The organism is Aestuariivivens sediminicola, from assembly GCF_022662015.1.
Taxonomy (GTDB): Bacteria; Bacteroidota; Bacteroidia; order Flavobacteriales; family Flavobacteriaceae; genus Aestuariivivens; species Aestuariivivens sediminicola.
On record NZ_JAKMCM010000002.1, the window covers coordinates 245478 to 263702 of the forward strand.

General features: G+C 35.5%; 15 protein-coding genes and 2 tRNA genes. 11 read left to right on the top strand and 6 right to left on the bottom strand.

Going from position 1 to position 18225, the window contains the following annotated elements; translation table 11 throughout:
• Positions 1-3 precede the first annotated feature (3 nt).
• Both MR041_RS05975 and MR041_RS05980 read right to left on the bottom strand, forming a co-directional pair.
• Complete coding sequence (locus tag MR041_RS05975) at positions 4-2661, bottom strand: AsmA-like C-terminal region-containing protein (protein WP_242092690.1); 2658 nt, start codon at positions 2659-2661, stop codon at positions 4-6.
• A 68-nt stretch (positions 2662-2729) separates the two neighbouring features.
• Positions 2730-3458, bottom strand: a complete 729-nt coding sequence (locus tag MR041_RS05980) for a queuosine precursor transporter (RefSeq protein ID WP_242092691.1) — start codon at positions 3456-3458, stop codon at positions 2730-2732.
• A gap of 70 nt (positions 3459-3528) precedes the next feature.
• Here MR041_RS05980 and folK point away from each other — a divergent pair, with 70 nt between their 5' ends.
• Positions 3529-4656: a 2-amino-4-hydroxy-6-hydroxymethyldihydropteridine diphosphokinase gene (gene folK / locus MR041_RS05985; protein WP_242092692.1), complete on the top strand. Its 1128-nt coding sequence runs from the start codon at positions 3529-3531 to the stop codon at positions 4654-4656.
• Between the two features lie 20 nt (positions 4657-4676).
• On the opposite strand, the gene MR041_RS05990 is transcribed toward folK, so the two are convergent.
• Together MR041_RS05990 and MR041_RS05995 are read right to left on the bottom strand one after the other, a co-directional pair.
• Complete coding sequence (locus MR041_RS05990) at positions 4677-5432, bottom strand: NYN domain-containing protein (RefSeq protein ID WP_242092693.1); 756 nt, start codon at positions 5430-5432, stop codon at positions 4677-4679.
• 254 nt (positions 5433-5686) lie between these two features.
• Complete coding sequence (locus MR041_RS05995; protein ID WP_242092694.1) at positions 5687-6223, bottom strand: RNA methyltransferase; 537 nt, start codon at positions 6221-6223, stop codon at positions 5687-5689.
• Between the two features lie 208 nt (positions 6224-6431).
• On the opposite strand from MR041_RS05995, the gene mutS reads away from it, so the two are divergent.
• The 8 genes from mutS (at position 6432) to MR041_RS06035 (ending at position 14211) form a co-directional block, all read left to right on the top strand.
• A complete protein-coding gene (gene mutS, locus MR041_RS06000) occupies positions 6432-9062 on the top strand; it encodes a DNA mismatch repair protein MutS (RefSeq protein ID WP_242092695.1) in 2631 nt (876 codons plus the stop codon).
• 148 nt (positions 9063-9210) lie between these two features.
• Positions 9211-9282: transfer RNA gene (locus MR041_RS06005), tRNA-Gly, on the top strand.
• Between the two features lie 170 nt (positions 9283-9452).
• Positions 9453-9537 (top strand) — tRNA-Leu (locus MR041_RS06010).
• Positions 9538-10565: 1028 nt separating this feature from the next.
• Positions 10566-10757, top strand: a complete 192-nt coding sequence (locus MR041_RS06015; protein WP_242092696.1) for a cold-shock protein — start codon at positions 10566-10568, stop codon at positions 10755-10757.
• Between the two features lie 32 nt (positions 10758-10789).
• On the top strand, positions 10790-10984 hold the full coding sequence (locus MR041_RS06020; protein ID WP_242092697.1) for a 30S ribosomal protein S21: 195 nt from the start codon (positions 10790-10792) through the stop codon (positions 10982-10984).
• Positions 10985-11200: 216 nt separating this feature from the next.
• The gene (locus tag MR041_RS06025; protein ID WP_242092698.1) at positions 11201-12061 is read left to right on the top strand and encodes a sigma-70 family RNA polymerase sigma factor; all 861 of its coding nucleotides are present in this window, start codon (positions 11201-11203) and stop codon (positions 12059-12061) included.
• Between the two features lie 120 nt (positions 12062-12181).
• Positions 12182-12970 carry a sterol desaturase family protein gene (locus MR041_RS06030; RefSeq protein WP_242092699.1) on the top strand — a complete coding sequence of 263 codons (789 nt, stop codon included), beginning with the start codon at positions 12182-12184 and terminating at the stop codon, positions 12968-12970.
• Positions 12971-13236: 266 nt separating this feature from the next.
• Positions 13237-14211: an alpha/beta hydrolase family protein gene (locus MR041_RS06035; protein ID WP_242092700.1), complete on the top strand. Its 975-nt coding sequence runs from the start codon at positions 13237-13239 to the stop codon at positions 14209-14211.
• A gap of 326 nt (positions 14212-14537) precedes the next feature.
• Here MR041_RS06035 and MR041_RS06040 read toward each other — a convergent pair whose 3' ends face one another.
• Complete coding sequence (locus MR041_RS06040; RefSeq protein ID WP_242092701.1) at positions 14538-14897, bottom strand: hypothetical protein; 360 nt, start codon at positions 14895-14897, stop codon at positions 14538-14540.
• Between the two features lies 1 nt (position 14898).
• Entirely contained in the window at positions 14899-16155 is a 1257-nt protein-coding gene (locus MR041_RS06045) for a tyrosine-type recombinase/integrase (RefSeq protein WP_242092702.1), read from the bottom strand.
• 565 nt (positions 16156-16720) lie between these two features.
• Between MR041_RS06045 and ribA the strand changes: the two genes are divergently transcribed.
• Complete coding sequence (gene ribA / locus MR041_RS06050) at positions 16721-17317, top strand: GTP cyclohydrolase II (protein WP_242092703.1); 597 nt, start codon at positions 16721-16723, stop codon at positions 17315-17317.
• A 2-nt stretch (positions 17318-17319) separates the two neighbouring features.
• Positions 17320-18225: a RibD family protein gene (locus MR041_RS06055; protein ID WP_242092704.1), complete on the top strand. Its 906-nt coding sequence runs from the start codon at positions 17320-17322 to the stop codon at positions 18223-18225.

The following is an 18225-nucleotide window of genomic DNA, read 5'->3' on the forward strand; positions in this document are numbered from 1 at the left end:
CACTTAGTTTACACTGTCTTTTCCTTTTTTCTTTTTACCAAGTAAACCGCCAAGTACATTTTTAACTGCATTGTCAGTGTTCGATGACGTAGAATCCTGTGTTGTTTTGTTGCCAACAATATCTTTTAGAATAGTGTTTACTGTACTGTTCTGTGCCTTTTTCAGGGAGTCCGATTTTGTTTGATTTCCACCAATAACATTACCGATTAAACTTTTAACCTTGTCTTTACCTTGATTTAGTAGTTTTTGTTTTTCGATTTCAATGAGTTGTTGGGTAAGATTTTTTACACCACTGGACAAATCGGTTTTAACCGTTGGGTTAGTAAAGGATCCGGTGATATTAGCTGCAACCGGAATGGATATGTTATTGGCCTCTGCAGTATCAATTTTACCAATAAGCCTGTTGATATCACTTCCCAAGTATCTGGCAGGCACATTAAATATGGCATTGTAATTCAGGCTCTTGTCAAAGCCATGGGTTCCGGAAACTTCAATCTTTATATCCTCATAGTTTATATGAAAGGGTTTCACGGCAACCTTACCATCGGCAAATTCGAATTGGGTTTTTAAGTCATTCAAATTCAACTTTTTGAAATCCACAAAATTTAGTGCACCCTCGAGAGAATTAATTATTTTCGATTCATCGGTTTTCACCCTGGTACCTGATAACTGGGCAAAAGCATTACCTGAAACCGAACTTAAAACTGGAGACAAGGCCTCGTCTAAATCGCCTTTTAAGTTAATTTTAGTGTTTAATTTACCCTGAAGGACCTTGGCAATAGGGGCCAGATTTTGAAGCAATTCCATGCCGGTAAACGATTTACCAATATCAAAATCATTTGCCATTAGACTTAAATTAAAACTTGGGTTTTGCGCTTTGGTGGTCACATCCCCTGTAATGGCCAATGCACCATCGAAAATCGTAGAAGTTAGGTTGTTCAGTGATGCTTTTTGGTCTCTTATAACTAAAATGCCTTTAACATCTTTTAGGTTTAAATTATCATAAATTACCGTTGCCGCAGTGGCATTTATGGTACAATCGAGAGCCTCCGGTATTTTCAAAGCTTCCGCTTGTTTTTTGGAATTCTGATCTTTGGAAGAGGCATCAACCGTCATAAAATCATTGACATTGAAGCTGTTGGAATTTACTTTAAAATCACCCTGTAAGGTACCATCGCTCAATAAAAACCCGGTAAGGTTTTTAATTATTCCGGTAGCAGATAAATCACTGTCGCCGGTTTTCGCCTTAAACTGGTTGAGCGTTACCGTTCCTGTATTTAGCTTCATATTGGCCTCTGAAATAAGGAATGGATGGTTGAAGGATTTTGATGTAAACTCAAAATTATTTATCTGTATGGATCCATTATTTTTTATGCGATCGTAGGTATTGGATTCAATGGCCTCCATATCGAATGCAGTAGTTATATCGCCTTTTAAAATACCCTTTACCGGGGTGTCCAATTCTATAGGGTATGCCTTCGATAGATTTTCCAGGTTTATTACACCATTAACACGAGCATTCACTACCATGTTTTTTGTGATATTTTTTAACGTTGCTGAGGACTTAAAAACGTCGGAATCAATAATGAAGTCTAAGGTTTTTATGTCAATAAAAGTATCATCGGTATGTCCCGTTGTATTTTTCACCGAGGAATTAATGTTGATATTGCGCACCTGTTTGGGTAAATTCGGATATTTAAATGCGGCATTATTTGAAGTGATCGTAATATCGAAGTTAGGAATGGTTTCGTCGGAATAGGTTCCCTTTACAAGTCCCTTAACTTTAAAATCACCTGAAGTTTCAACCTCCTCAATGTTTTTGGAATAGGCTTCCGGTAATACTGCCAAGAAATTTTTGAAATCAGATTCCGGGTTTTCAAAACTGATCTCCATTTCCTGTCCCTGGTCCAATTGCCTGAGGTAGCCCTGGAAGGTAATAGGTAACTGATTGATATATCCTTTGTTTTCTTTGAACGTATAGGTGTCGTTACTTAAATCTAAATCGATAAGTGCATCTAATTTTAACAAGGTATTTTTGAGATAGAAGGTGCTATCCATGCTGAAGCTCACATGAGTTTCAGTGCTGGTGTCTAATTCTGATACCTCAGAAGAAAACATACCATGACCCAAATGGTTAAACTCCGTGAGATGGAGGGTCATGTTCGAGGTCTCATCCTTAAACGTCAAAGCACTGTTATTAATACTGTAATCCTTTATGTCGAAGGTGATTTTTCGATCGCTTGAGGCATCCGAATCATTTTTTTTAGAAATATCATAATTAGAATTTCCAAGTGCATCTGTTTTTAATGTCAGCAGGGCCTCATCAATACGAATTGAATTGATAATCAGAGGTTCTCCCTCTTTTTTAAATAACTCTTTAAGGGACATGGTAAATGATATGTCTTTGACGGTCGTTAAGGTGTCATCCTCGAAAGGGGCGACATTTTTTATCAGTATATCATTGACCCTAACATGTGCCTGAGGAAAGCTTCGTATAAAACTTAAGCTTAGATCGCTAAACTCAACCTTGGCATTAAGGTTCTCGTTTATCATTTGTTTGATGATGTCGTTTATTTTACCCTGAAAAACAAAAGGTACAGCGATAAGGAGTAAAAATAATATGAGGAATGACAGACCCGATATTTTCAGCGCTTTTTTCATAGGTAGTTCTATATTTTAGGATACTGATAATATACGTAAAATAGGGCTTAATAGTTGAAAAACACACCTTATTTTTTTACGAAATCCGGGACAAAAAGCAAATCTATTTCCTCATTTACTTTTAAATTGAATCGTCTCCTGAAGAAATATACACCAATATATAACAAAGGCGTGTCGCAGGCCGCTACCAGGGCTTTAAATAGAAATCCGCTCACCAATAAGCCTTTAAAATTTTCCCACTCTATGATACCAAAAGAACAGAGTAAGGTAACAATGGTAAAGGTGTCGACAAACTGCGAAAACCAGGTGGAGAAATTATTGCGTAGCCATAAGTGTCTTCCTTTTGTTAAGCGTTTCCAAAAGTGATAGATCTGAATATCTACAAATTGGGCGAATAAATAGGTGAGCATACTGGCAAAGACCGCTATCGCGGAATTGCCAAATACCCTGGTGAATAATTCGTCGTTAACGTAAGACCAGGAGGTAGCGGGAACATAACTGGCTACCAAAATGATTAAAAGGGAAAACAGTGATGCAAAAATACCGACGACCACAATATCGTTGGCGCGCTTTTTTCCGTAGATTTCACTTATAAGATCGGTAATTAAAAAGGTAATCGGATAGGGCAAAATCCCAACGGATATCTCAAATAACCTGCTGCCAAAGACCTCGATGTCCATGGGATACCAATAAAAGAATTTTTGAAAAATGAGGTTTGAAACTACCAGAGAGGTTATAAATAGGCCTCCTAGCAGTAAATAGATGCGTAGAGCAGCTAGCTTATCTTTATGAGTCATGCAAATTGTGGATAAATAGGTCTTGTAAATATAATGGATTAAAAATTGTTTTATTTATTTTGTTTTCGTCATGAAGACATCGAAAACATATTATATAGCATTAGGAAGTAATAAGGGGGAAAAATTTAATTATCTTCAAGACGCTGTATATGGAATTCATGAACGCATAGGCCATATAAAATCAATATCTAAAGTTTACAGATCGCCTGCTTTTGGTTTCGACGGCGAAGACTTTTTAAACTGCTGTTTGGTTTTGGAATCAGAATTGGAGCCACAGGACGTATTAGACCAATTGTTGGATATCGAAAAATCCATGGGACGCGTAAGAACAAAACGTAAATCCTATGAGGCACGAACCATAGATTTGGATATAATTCTGACGGAAGATCTCATGATAGAGACAAAATCCTTAAAGGTTCCTCACCCCGAGATGCAGAACCGTCGTTTTGTATTAGGGCCGCTTAATGATGTAGCTCCGAAAGTCATACATCCCGGTTTAAATAAAACCATAGCCGAATTACTTGATACCTGTGAAGACGAATCGGTATTGGAACCTATTAATATTTGGTTAAAAAATCCCATTAAGCAATTTAACTTTTCAAAATACAATTACATAGCTGTTGAGGGGAACATAGGGGCCGGTAAAACCAGTCTGGCCTCAAAAATAGCTCGAGATTTCAACGCAAAACTGATTTTGGAACGATTTGCAGATAATCCTTTTCTGCCCAAGTTTTATGAAGATGCCAATCGCTATGCCTTTCCGTTGGAAATGTCTTTTTTGGCAGATCGGTACCAGCAAATTAGCGATGACCTCGCCCAGCTTGATTTGTTTAAAGATTTTGTTGTGAGCGATTACGATGTCTTTAAGTCCTTGATTTTTTCTAAGATTACGTTACCCGAAGAAGAGTTTAATTTATATCGCAAACTCTTTTATTTGATGTATAAGGACATTTCGAAGCCGGATATGTATGTGTATTTACATCAGGGCACTGAACAGTTACAACAGAATATCAAAAAACGGGGTCGTGATTATGAACAAAATATAGACAATGCGTATTTGGAAAAAATTAATACAGGCTATATGGATTTCTTAAAAACCCAATCTGATGTAAGTGTGAATATCATAGATATTACCGATCGGAATTTTGTGGATAACAGAGTGGATTATTTGTGGGTGCTGAACGAAATTCTTAAATAGGCAATTTGGTATATGGGTAATTATCTTTTCCCTTTTCTCAATTGCTTCTCTTTATTCTTTACATAAATTAATTTGTGTCGACTCCTTGGAGTTTCACGTTGCTCAATATCGAATCGATTGGTTGATTTGATAAGCGGGGTCAGTTTTTCAAAGCCGTAATTTCTCGAGTCAAAATTAGGACGTTTTTTCTGCAGCAAACTTCCAACATCACCCAAAAAGGCCCAACCTTCATCATCTGACAGGTCATTTATGGTGGTTTGAATGAGCTGTATTTCTTTCTCGGTTATTTTGTCGATTAATGTTTCTTGAGAGTCTCTACTATCTGTTTTTTGCTCCGTTTTTTTCTTTAAGATCTCAATATAGATGAATCTGTCGCAAGCCACTATAAATGGATTGGGGGTCTTTTTCTCGCCAATTCCGATCACCTGCATGCCTGCTTCCCTAAGTCGCGTTGCCAGTCGTGTAAAGTCGCTGTCACTGGAAACGATACAAAACCCGTTAACCCTGTCACTGTAAAGAATATCCATGGCATCAATAATCATGGCGGAGTCAGTTGCATTCTTCCCGCTGGTATAACCGTATTGCTGAATGGGGATGATGGCATTTTCCAAGAGTAGGTTCTTCCATTTGTTCAAATCCGGTCTGGTCCAGTCGCCATAAATCCTTTTTATCGTTGGGTTGCCATATTTGGCAATTTCTTCCATCATCTCCTTGACGTTAGCCGAAGGGATATTGTCGCCATCTATCAGGACGGCCAAGTTGATGTTTTGATCCATAGTATGTTAAGTACTAATTAATAATAATAGTTAGGGTCAACGTAACTGAGTTAACACATGGGCGAATTTAGTTTATATAATTTAGAATCAACGGGGATTGCCTATTAATTTTGTCAGATTTAGTCTTACAGGAATACCAAAAGCAGGTCCAATGTGTTTTAAAAACCAAAAGAGGCCACTATAATTTGCAGGATCGGCAGAAACTTTCCTTGTTTGGTGGCAATACTAACATTAGAATGGCCTGAAATAAATGGTTAACTCTCCAATGTTAGCTTGGTGAACAGGTCCCAAACCACAATACCACAGCTCACTGAAATATTGAGGGAATGTTTTGTGCCGAATTGTGGGATTTCCAGAACCTGGTGACTCGCATTTACGACTTCCTGTGACACCCCTTTAACTTCATGACCAAACACGATGGCATAGGTTGTGTTGCGTTCGGGTTCAAAATCATTCAGCATCATCGCATTTTCGGCCTGTTCAACACTAATTATTTTTATATCCGAATTTTTTAATCGTTCGATTAGGGCAAGTGTGTCCTGAGCATATTCCCAGTCTACAGTTTCGGTACTTCCCAATGCTGTTTTGTGAATGTCTTTGTGGGGTGGTGTTGCCGTAATACCACAGAGGTATATTTTTTCAACCAAAAAGGCATCACTCGTTCGGAACACAGAGCCAATATTATTTAAACTCCTAACGTTATCTAAAACAATTATAAGAGGTGTTTTATTGGCTTTTTTAAATGCGTCTGTACTTAATCTGTCTAATTCGCTATTTTTTAGTTTCCGCATAATTCTCAAATGTCATGTCCTGGGAGATACCCTAAACGAAGCCGGTATAAAAATACGACGGCCACACTTCTTATGACCTATTGTTTTTGTTGAAATCTTATTTCAATTGTAGATAACTTGTAGAATATCAACTTCAAAAAACATGAAATTAGTAGTACATTGCATGCTACAATTTTGGCAAAAATAATATTTAAAAATCACTTTACCATTGGCTAAAAAAGCAAAAAAGGAAACGCCGCTGATGAAGCAGTATAATGCAATAAAGGCAAAATACCCTGATGCTTTGTTGTTGTTCAGGGTTGGTGATTTTTATGAGACCTTCGGCAAGGATGCCATTAAGGCAGCAGGCATTTTGGATATTGTTTTAACGAAAAGGGGATCAGGTAGTGAAAGTGAAACCGAGCTGGCCGGGTTTCCGCACCATTCATTAAATACGTATTTGCCTAAGTTGGTCAAGGCCGGACAACGCGTGGCCATTTGCGACCAGTTGGAAGATCCCAAGATGGCAAAGACCATCGTGAAGCGCGGTGTAACCGAACTGGTAACGCCCGGAGTGGCCCTTAATGACGAAGTGCTTACTTCGAAATCGAATAATTTTTTATGTTCCCTGTTCTTTGATGGAACCTTAAATTCAGCCGATAAGTTTATTGGTATTTCATTTCTGGATGTCTCTACTGGGGAGTTTCTCACTTCCCAGGGCAATGTGGAATACATCGATAAACTGCTTCAGAATTTTAAACCCAGTGAAGTGTTGGTATCCAAACAAAAACGCTCACATTTTAGGAATACATTTGGGAATGAATTTCATATTTTTTCTCTGGAGGATTGGGTTTATCAAACGGATTATGCCTATGAAACCTTAATAAAACATTTTAACACGGTATCCCTGAAAGGATTCGGTATTGAGGATTTATATGAAGGTATTATTGCATCGGGATCCATTCTCCATTATTTGGGAGAGACACAGCATCATAAATTACAGCATATCACATCCATATCCAGAATTGCTGAAAACGATTATGTTTGGATGGATAAGTTTACCATTCGGAATTTAGAACTGTACAATTCCACTCAAAATAATGCGGTTACCTTACTTAATATTATTGATAAAACGATTTCCCCGATGGGTGGGCGCATGTTGAAGCGCTGGTTGGCCTTACCATTAAAAACATTAGATCAAATCAAAAAACGGCATGAGGTTGTTGGTTATCTCAGTGAGGATAATACCACGCTTCAAAAAATTCAAAGCCATATTGCTCATATCGGTGATCTTGAACGGTTAATTTCTAAAACGGCCACTGGTAAGATCAATCCTCGGGAGGTGATTCAGCTTAAAAATTCATTGGAAGCCATTATTCCCGTTAAGGCCTTGACCGCAGATTGCGATAATGAGGCTTTACAAGTTATTAGTGATGGATTGCAAGGATGTGATGCGCTGCGTGAGAAAATAAAGGAAACCTTAAACGAAGAAGCACCTGTAAATGTCTTAAAGGGTCATACCATTGCCGCCGGGTTTTCTTCTGAACTGGACGAACTCAGGCAACTTTCGAAATCGAGTAAAGCCTATTTGGAGGACATGCTTGAACGCGAAACACAACGAACTGGAATAAGTTCCCTTAAGATCGCATCGAACAATGTCTTCGGTTACTATATTGAAGTACGCAACACGCACAAGGATAAAGTGCCTTCAGATTGGGTCAGAAAGCAGACTCTTGTAAATGCCGAACGGTATATTACCGAAGAGCTCAAGACTTATGAAGCCAAAATATTAGGAGCACAGGAACGCATATCTGCCATTGAACAACAGTTATTTAATGAGTTAGTAGGTTGGATGGGGCAGTACATTAAGCAAGTTCAACAAAACGCCCATTATATTGCGCAATTGGATTGTTTATCAGGATTTGCACAGCTGGCAAATGATAACCGGTACGTTTGCCCCATTATCGATAATTCTTTTGAATTGCGTATTGAATCCGGTCGCCATCCTGTCATAGAAAAGCAGTTGCCCTTAGGCGAAGTTTACATTCCAAACGATGTGTTTTTAGATCGTGAAACGCAGCAAATAATTATGATTACCGGGCCGAACATGTCGGGTAAATCTGCCATATTAAGACAAACGGCATTAATTGTGTTATTGGCGCAAATTGGGAGTTTTGTACCTGCCAGAGGGGCGAAAATTGGTCTGATCGATAAAATTTTCACCAGGGTAGGAGCAAGTGATAACATCTCTATGGGCGAATCGACCTTCATGGTAGAAATGAATGAGACGTCTTCCATTTTGAACAATATTTCAGAAAGAAGTTTGGTCTTATTGGATGAAATTGGGCGAGGTACAAGTACTTATGATGGGATTTCCATAGCATGGGCTATTAGTGAATATCTTCATGAGCATCCGGCACGACCTAAAACCTTATTTGCCACACATTACCATGAACTAAATGAAATGACCGAAACCTTCGAACGGATTAAGAACTTTAATGTATCTGTTAAAGAATTAAAAGATAAGGTCTTGTTTTTAAGGAAGCTTGTAGAAGGGGGTAGTGCCCATAGTTTTGGAATTCATGTGGCAAAAATGGCGGGTATGCCGCAACAGGTATTGTATAAGGCTAATAAGATCCTAAAAAAATTAGAGCAATCGCATTCCAGTGAAGAACTCACGGACAAGGTAAAGGCCCTGAACAACGATTTGCAACTCAGCTTTTTTAATTTAGACGACCCTTTACTTGAAAACATAAAAGAAGAGATTTTACATACCGATATTGACACGCTAACACCTGTGGAAGCATTGATGAAGCTTAATGAAATTAAGCGCATGCTGGTCAAGAAAAAACAAGCCTGAAAGAAATACAATTTATTTCGGGAAAAGGCTTTGCATTTGCTAGAAATATTTTAAATTTGCACCCGCCTATGTAACAATGGGGCGAGATAAAACCTTGTTTTCTCGATGTAATTTTACATGAATGAGGTAAGTTCTTAAAAGTAATATTGCGAAAGTAGCTCAGGGGTAGAGCATCACCTTGCCAAGGTGAGGGTCGCGGGTTCAAATCCCGTCTTTCGCTCGAAAGTTACAGTGCTACTTTGATAAAAGTAGTTTGTAGTTGAGTGTAAAGATCAGCGACCAAGGTCGCGCCTGCCTACCAGCCATGCGGCACGTCTATGGCAGGCAGGGGTTCAAATCCCATCTTTCGCTCTGAATGTATGCCGGTATGCTCACATATCGACGGTCGATGCTGAAGTGGTGGAATTGGTAGACACGTTGGACTTAAAATCCAATGGCCATTATGGCCGTGCGGGTTCAAGTCCCGCCTTCAGTACAGATGAAAACCGTAATTATATTGTTATTCAATATTTTACGGTTTTTTTATTTCATAATTCCCAACTATTTCCCAACAAAATTAAAAAAAGTGCATTTTATACTCTTTTGAGGTGTTTAGAACTTTAATGCATATGTGTCAAGAATATTCCAAATTTAAAACTCCTAACTTCTATTATTCCTGAATTCTATAACTATTACTCATCCAATTTTTTTAAATGGCATTTAAATCATCATGGTAAACATACCCCCGAAATTTTTTAAAATTATTGTAATCTGTGCGCCTAGGTAAACATCCAATAAAACAAACATTAAATATTTGATAATCAAGTTTTTACATTGTGTTTTGAACAATTGCTAAGTGTAATTATACTTAGAACGAGAAAAAGCCCTAAAAATTGACGGTTTTAACAGTAAATTCCAAAAAATTAGTGTGTCTGAATATACCTGTTTATGGTCTTAGTTGATTTCGGGGGATGGGGGTGTTTCAGTTCCCCACAGCGTGTAGCAGAGCGTTTTAGGATTTTCTAATGGTTTACCCTATCTCTGGTATTATCGTCCGTGTATCAGACCTTTTTACTGATAGGGATGACGAGGTCTATTCCTTAACTGGTAAACATTTAGCTGACGCTACACAGGAAAGGAGAGGCTCTAAAATAATTCAACTCTATAAAAAAAATATCAAGTTTAACTTTAACGAAGAAATTTTCATTACTCGTTAAGAAATGAGGTTTTATTATTACGTCCTTACACGTCCTTCTGACAGTATGATTAGACAAGGTTGGGAAATAAACCATCCAAAATTAGATTATTCCAATTTAAAAGTTGTTCTTTGTATAATTAGCGAAATTATTGTATTTAGCAAAGACATTTATACTTCCATTTAACTCCTTTCTATCTTAATTTTTATAACTAGCTAAAGAAATATACTGTGAATTCAATGTGTCAGCGTACTTATATTTTAAGTTAATTGATGCATAAGTTTTAGCGGTATAACAATAAACAATTAATATTTAAAATTTTAAAAGTATGCAAGAAGGAACAATTAAGTTCTTTAACAGAACTAGAGGATTTGGATTTATTACCTCAGATGAAGGAAAGGATATTTTCGTTCATGAATCAGAATTAATCGATATCGTCGAGGAAAATGACAAGGTGAAGTTCGAAGTTGAACATGGTAAAAAGGGGTTGAATGCACTAACCGTTCGACTTTTAAAATAATTCTTCAAACAGTTATTAAAACCTAAAAAAAGGTGCTCATTATAAACGTAATTCCTGGGGAAAAAATTGAACGTGCCATAAAGCGATTAAGGCTAAAGGTTAGAAATACCAAGCAACATAAGCAATTGAAGAATAATAAATTTTTCACTAAAAAATCTACTAAAAAAAGAGAAGAAATTGCTAAGGCTAAATACAAAGAACAGTATGAACGTTCTCAAGAAATATGAATTCTACAGTCAAAGATCAGTACTGAGCCGATTTAATTTATAATGAGTATTTTCCTTTTAGAATTGCAAAACAGTTCCTCGAGGAAATTGCCAAGTATGATAATACTACCTTAATGAATATTTATAATTATTGGGCGACACCTAGATCAATAAGTCGAAATAGGCAAAAATTATCTTATTTGCGTTCTGGAAATTGATTAAATCACCTGTAAATTAATGAGATCTCTACAAATAAGTAAGCAAATTACGATTAGACAATCGGATTCCATGAACAAATATCTTATGGACATAAACAAATTTGATTTAATTTCTGTTGAGAGGGAAGTGACGCTAGCTGTTTTAATAAGAAAAGGAGATGAACAAGCCTTAAATGAACTCGTAAATGGGAATCTTAGATTTGTGGTATCCGTAGCTAAACAGTATCAAAATCAAGGACTGTGTCTATCTGATTTAATAAATGAAGGTAATCTGGGCTTAATTAAAGCTGCGAAAAGATTTGACGAAACTCGTGGGTTTAAATTTATCTCTTACGCCGTATGGTGGATTAGGCAAGGTATTATTCAAGCTATAGCCGAGAATTCGAGAATCGTAAGGTTGCCTTTAAATAAGATTGCTATACTGGGAAAAATAAAAAGATCGACAGTATTTTTTGAGCAGAAGAATAATCGTCCTCCCTCGGCAAGAGAAATATCGGACATTATTGATGTGCCCATTAAGGAAGTAGAGGTTTGTCTCAACAATTATAAACATTCCGTTTCGATGGACACCCCTTTATCTGAAGAGACTGATTTAAACTTGCATGATTTAATTAAGACGGATGAATTAGATCCGCCTGATGCCTCTTTATTAATTAATTCACTTAAAATTGACATTGAAGCGACAATAAATTCACTTTCTGAACGTGAAGCAGAAGTAATTAAAAGATATTATGGTGTTGGAGGTGAATCTTCTATGACACTCCATGAAATTGGCCAATTATTTAATTTAACAAGAGAACGTGTTAGGCAAATTAGAGAATTAGCTATCCGTAAATTAAAAAAAACCGAACGGTCTAATCTTTTAAAAAAATATTTATAACACTTAAAAGAATTTCCGGGTTAAAATGTAAAGAATAACTTCATCGAAAAAAATAGATTATCATTAGACACTCTTCTCCAATTAGATTTTAATACTATTATTTGGGTGGCAGCCCCTTTTATGTTTGCTTTAGTTGGACTTGAGTATTATTTATCTATCAAACAACAAAAAAAGCTTTATCACGGAAAAGACTTTTTAGCGTCATCTGTAATTGGTTTTGGGAACTTATTTGTAAATGCCCTAACTAAAGTCGGCATCTTCTATATTGTTGTAATATGTTACAACCTTACACCATGGAGCGTCCCTCATACCTGGTGGTCCTATTTGCTGTGCTTTCTTTCATTGGATTTCGTGAGGTATTGGTCTCACAGAATTTCACATGTGCAACGCTTTTGGTGGTCCACTCATGTAGTGCATCACAGTTCTACCTATTATAATTTTTCTACCTCATTTAGACTTTCTTGGGTTCAGCATTTAAAACTGGTATTTTTTTTACCAATATTTATGTTAAGTTTTGATCCTATGGTCTTCATTATTATTCATCAACTTGAAATACTCTATCAGTTCTGGATTCACACCGAGCTGATTGGGAAACTACCCAAACTAATAGAGTATATTTTTGTAACGCCCTCGCATCATCGAGTCCATCACGCAGTTAACGACAATTATATTGACAAGAATTATGGATCTACCCTAATTATTTGGGATCGTATCTTTGGAACTTTTCAAGAAGAAAAAGAGCAGGCAATTTATGGTATTACTAATCCCGTCAACTCATTTAATCCCGTATACCTGGTATTTCACGCCTGGGGTGATTTATTAATGGATATTAAGAAACGTCCGAATATGATTTGGAAAATTCTCTTTGAAAGCCCTACTGCATGGGAAAGGGGAGGAAATAAAAAGTAGATCATTAAGAATCATAAATTACCTCAATAAAGAACTTATTTTTTTAATATAATCTATTATTATACTTAAATTACACTCGAAATTCAAGATATTATTCTTTTTATCCCCTGAATATGATAGTTTTTTGAAAAATTTGTTATTCTAAAGTGTTCTACAATCCATTTAAGCCTTACAAATTGACCTATTAGAGCGTTTGGTACCTTTTAGTAATAATAAACATACGAATTTGTTTATCTAATTGTTCTTACTCATTAAAAAAAACAAAAATGAAATACATCAAACTAATTCTGCTAATTATTCTTTTCTCGAATTGCAATGCCCAGACGAATAAAATACTCATAAGTGAACGTTTGATTTCAGATTTGTCGCAATACCCAATTTATTCACGATTAATTGAAGACAAAAATGGTTCGGAAAAATGGAAAGAAGAATACAAATATTTGGATAGCATAGAAATTTATGAAATCATTTATTTGAGTGACGGATTACATATTAGAGGCTTAATGGCAAAACCTAAAAAAGCAGGTAACTATCCATGTATAATTTACAATCGAGGTGGAAACAGAGATTTTGGGTCATTGAAAGTTGCTCATGGGGCATTGTGGTTAGGAGAGCTTGCAAAAGAAGGATATGTGGTTATAGCAAGTCAGTACAGAGGAAGCGGGGGTAGCGAAGGGCAAGAAGAATTTGGGGGTAAAGACGTAAATGATGTTGTCATCTTAACAGAAGTTTTAAAAGAAGTTGAAAGTGCTGATACCGAAAAAATTGGAATGTATGGTTGGAGCAGAGGAGGAATGATGACCTATATTGCTTTGACAAAGACAAAAAAAATAAAAGCGGCAGTTGTCGGAGGTGCGGTTTCGGATAATTACCAAACAATAAAAGACAGACCTGAGATGGAAACTAATGTCATAGCAGAGTTAATCCCGAATTATGAAGAAGCAAAGGAAGAAGAACTAACCAAAAGGTCGGCAATAATGTGGGCAGATAAATTTCCGAAAGATGTGCCAATTCTTATTTTGCACGGGAATGCTGATTGGCGAGTAAAACCAGAACAGAGCCTAAAATTGGCTTTAGAATTTGAGAAACATAGAATTCCGTACAGGTTGATAATGTTTGAAGGAGGCGACCACGGAATTTCAGAGCATAGAGATGAGGTAAATGGACAAGTGCTGAACTGGTTTGATAGATATTTGAAAAATGAAGAATCAATACCAAACATGGAATACCATGGAAGATAAATAAGAAAACGAGTGATTTAATGAAAAATCAAAATTTTTATATGCGTGTGATATGGAGAAAATTGATGTCACTTGAATCAGAAGGCAATTTAGTAAAGAATTGGATTTGATAACAAGTAAAGATTGTTTAATCCCTCAAATGAGGGGTTTTTTGTAAATAATAATGAACGAAGTATTTATAACCAACTTATTCCGAGAACAACCAAAAAATTAGTGTGTTGAATATACCTGTTTATGGTGTTAGTTGATTTCGGGTATAGGGGGTGTCTGAGTTCAGTACAACGTGTAGCAAGCGCAAACACTGAATTAAAGACTTAATTTTAATCCTAATTGGTGTACATGCTTTGACTACATACATTTGGTAAAGAATACGCCAGAAGTTTGTTAATTTCTTTGATCTGAATATAAGGAAAATCAAATCCTTCTGCTTTGAATATGCTTACCCATTTTGATGTAAAAACTGCGCTATTATTGTAAGGTAGATATTTTTGAATTTCAGATTTCACATAATCGAGATAATTATTTTTATTAATGTTGGAGTTTATAAGATTTTCTTTTATTTCATTTTGAAGATGTACTTGTAGTTGATTAAATAATTGGGGATAGTAATCCAAAAATGAGTTATACCTCATTTCGTCATAATTATTAAGTCTGTCAATAAAGATTTTTAATCCCCTTTTTTTCACATTAAAAGTATTTAGTTAATTCTAAAGCAATGTCCTTATTGCTTTTACCAATATAGTTTAGGAACATTTGCTCTGTTTTGTGGCCTGTTACATATATAAGGAACGACGTAGGTATTTCTCCATAAAAATTGTTAGCAAATGATCTTCTTCCAATATGACTGGTCACGAGCTCCCATTTTTCGTATTCGCCAACCTGCTTTCTGTATGGAAACTTGGCACGAACATCAACTTTTTCAAGCTTGCTGCCTTTAACTTTTTGTTTGATCTTAGCCTTTTTGCAGACCTTTTTAATATAGTCGTTGTATTTCTGGCTTGAAATAGGCCTAGGGAACTCACCATCCCTTTCCTCCAATATCTTTAACACTTTGGGGTGCAAAGGTATCGTCATGTTCTTGCCAGTTTTCTTTTGGGTAAATTCGATAAGGTGTTTGCCTTTTTCAATCCTAATTTGGTCTTTGGTAAATCGCATAAAATCTGACACACGCTGACCAGTGTAACAGCTTATTATTAGCCAATCCCTTGCGTTTAATAAGCTCTCGTTAAGTTTTTTATCATCGAGTTTTTCAATCGAATTTAGCTCTTTAGTTGTTAAATATATCTTCTCTACTTTTGAGGATTTTGGCTTCATTCTTCCTAATTGATTATCAGTTTCCAAGCCGTTAAATTTGGCATGATTACAAACTGTTTTAATGGATCGAATAGCCCATGCAATTGTGTTTACACTATAATTATTGTTTATACAGTATTCTTCAAAGTTTCTTTTGAAATCTTCATTTACATCTATGATTAATAACTGCTTAGGCAATGTTAACTCGTATTTTCCCAAGAGATTCCTAACGACCTTATATTTTTTAATAGTACTATCTGTGATTTCAGTTTTTTTATATTCTAAGAAAGTGTCAAAATATTTTAGAAGCTCCTTAGGTAAAGCTTTTGTTGTTTTAGGTGGATTGTAGTATAAATCCAATTGATTCGCCAACCATTCTTTATCTATTGTCTCTGGAGCAGTATTGTGAAAGGCTTTAAGGATATGGTTTTCAATTTTATTAAGCTCCATATTAATCTTAACCTGCTGATTCTTGATGTCTATATCCTTTGGGTTTTTCTGAGGGTGATATTTATCCCAATACAGCTTGGAAACCTCCAATTTGGTTTTACCACCGATAACGTGATTTGTATTACCGTATGTGAAAAGCAGTCTTAAATTTAAAAATGCCTTATCCTTTTTAGAGCGATATAGATAGTTTACAGCTGCCATGCATTAATTAAAAAATTGTACGATTGTTGTACGATTGAACAAAATATTATACAAATTTATGCAAACTAAGTCAAAAAAGGAAATTGTATCATATGCTTGAAAGTACTGTTTTTATTGATATTAGAATAGCTTTTATAATGATTGAGCTTGTTTGTGTTTTCGGATCAAAGTACTTCCGCCTTCAGTACGAAACCCTTATAAATCATTTCTTTTATAAGGGTTTTCTTTTTTATTCGTTTTAAGTTCTCTCCATATTTATTTATAATGCTCGACTGTGCTAATAGCCATGAATTTTACGAAAATTGGTAATCTTTTATTTTTTTGTTTTTAGGATATATGATCAGTATTTTCGAATTCACGTGTAGCAGAACCATAAAATAATATTCTTAGAGCAAATAAATCATCAAAAAGCTTTTATAAAATTACTATACCGACTTTGGTTTAAGAATTAATCTTGTAATTTCTGACAGAATAATTTAGATAGGATTGTTTTATTACTTTTTTTAACTTTATCCAGAAGTATTTAGCATACACGAAGAAAAAAAATTATTTATGATTTTGAAGAATGAACAAAAGTAAATTTTTAGTAGAATCGAGATTACCAACTAAATATGGTGAATTCTTAGTAAAAGCATATAGGTCTACAATTGAAGATTTTCCTCATCTTGCGTTATATACATCAAGTTTGAATTCGAAAAAAGTGGTTGACGTACGAATACATTCTGAATGTATGACTGGAGATGTTTTTAGCTCGGTTAAATGTGATTGCGGAGAACAATTAAAGTATTCTTTGAAATGGGCCCATAAAAATGCCGGGGTAGTAGTTTATTTAAGACAAGAGGGAAGAGGAATAGGGCTTATAAATAAACTAAAAGCATATAATCTGCAGGAAAAAGGATTTGATACTAAAGATGCTAATTTGGAATTGGGATTTCATGAAGACTCACGAGATTACGGAGATGCTATAGAAATTTTGGAAGACTTAGGTATTTTTAACATTCGTCTTTTAACTAACAATCCCGAAAAAATTAATTCATTCGAACATTCAAATATTAGGGTAGTTGAACGTTTGCCTATTGAAATTAAAGCTTCTAATGATAATGCGGAGTATTTGAAAACCAAAAAAAACCGTATGGGACATCTGTTTTCCCAGAACTTCTAGGGATGTTTGATATTTGGGACGTTATAGTTAAAATACGCACAAAGCTTAAAATTGCAAGTAAGTTACCTGAAAAAATTTTTGTTGGCTTATCTGAAGAGGTGAGTTTTGATAGAGCTGGTGAAAATGTATGTGCTTTGATATCTGTTAATACTGAAATAGAAAATGAAATTAACCCATTAACAGATTGTTTTTTTGATATTCAAATTTTAGATAAAAGCTTAGTCAATGATGCCGATATAGAACAGCTTAAATTTTACTTGCCTTATGCATTTGCTAATTTCTTTGGAAGGAAATATCAAAAGTGTTTTTCAATATCTCATTTTGCACAGACTTTGGATGGAAAAATTGCAACAAATCATGGTGATAGTAAGTGGATTGGTAACGAAGAAAACCTAATTCATGCCCACAAAATGCGAGCCTTATGTGATGGCATTCTGGTCGGGGCGAGAACTTTAGAAATAGATAATCCCAGGTTAAATGTTAGGAAAGTACACGGAGATAACCCGGTAAAAATTATTCTTGGCGGAAAAGGTAATTTAAATTTAGAAAAATATAACGCTATAGAGCCTTCATCCATAGTGTTTAAGTGTCCCAAGAATCTTCGTGATTCTGGTGATTGTATAGAGATATCAGAAGAGACTCCATTTAACTTACACAACATATTGAATCAACTTGCTAAAAAGAAAATTTATTCGGTCTACATAGAGGGTGGTTCATATACAACATCATGCTTTTTAGAGCAATATGCCCTAGATCAGGTGCAGATTCATTTTTCGTGTAAAATATTAGGATCTGGTCTGAATGCATTTGAATTTGGCAATATCGGTAAAATAAGTGATGCCATTGTTTTTAAATCTGTTCGTTTTTTTCCAATAGGTGATGAAATGATGTTCATAGGCAATTTATAA

Excerpts from the sequence above, each read along its gene's own strand:
- MR041_RS06045 (WP_242092702.1), bottom strand. The coding sequence starts at position 16,155 with ATGGCAGCTGTAAACTATCTATATCGCTCTAAAAAGGATAAGGCATTT.
- MR041_RS05980 (WP_242092691.1), bottom strand. The coding sequence starts at position 3,458 with ATGACTCATAAAGATAAGCTAGCTGCTCTACGCATCTATTTACTGCTA.
- MR041_RS06030 (WP_242092699.1), top strand. The coding sequence starts at position 12,182 with ATGTTTGCTTTAGTTGGACTTGAGTATTATTTATCTATCAAACAACAA.
- MR041_RS06035 (WP_242092700.1), top strand. The coding sequence starts at position 13,237 with ATGAAATACATCAAACTAATTCTGCTAATTATTCTTTTCTCGAATTGC.
- folK (WP_242092692.1), top strand. The coding sequence starts at position 3,529 with ATGAAGACATCGAAAACATATTATATAGCATTAGGAAGTAATAAGGGG.
- MR041_RS05990 (WP_242092693.1), bottom strand. The coding sequence starts at position 5,432 with ATGGATCAAAACATCAACTTGGCCGTCCTGATAGATGGCGACAATATC.
- MR041_RS06025 (WP_242092698.1), top strand. The coding sequence starts at position 11,201 with ATGAGATCTCTACAAATAAGTAAGCAAATTACGATTAGACAATCGGAT.
- MR041_RS05975 (WP_242092690.1), bottom strand. The coding sequence starts at position 2,661 with ATGAAAAAAGCGCTGAAAATATCGGGTCTGTCATTCCTCATATTATTT.
- MR041_RS05995 (WP_242092694.1), bottom strand. The coding sequence starts at position 6,223 with ATGCGGAAACTAAAAAATAGCGAATTAGACAGATTAAGTACAGACGCA.
- MR041_RS06015 (WP_242092696.1), top strand. The coding sequence starts at position 10,566 with ATGCAAGAAGGAACAATTAAGTTCTTTAACAGAACTAGAGGATTTGGA.
- MR041_RS06055 (WP_242092704.1), top strand. The coding sequence starts at position 17,320 with ATGTTTGATATTTGGGACGTTATAGTTAAAATACGCACAAAGCTTAAA.
- ribA (WP_242092703.1), top strand. The coding sequence starts at position 16,721 with ATGAACAAAAGTAAATTTTTAGTAGAATCGAGATTACCAACTAAATAT.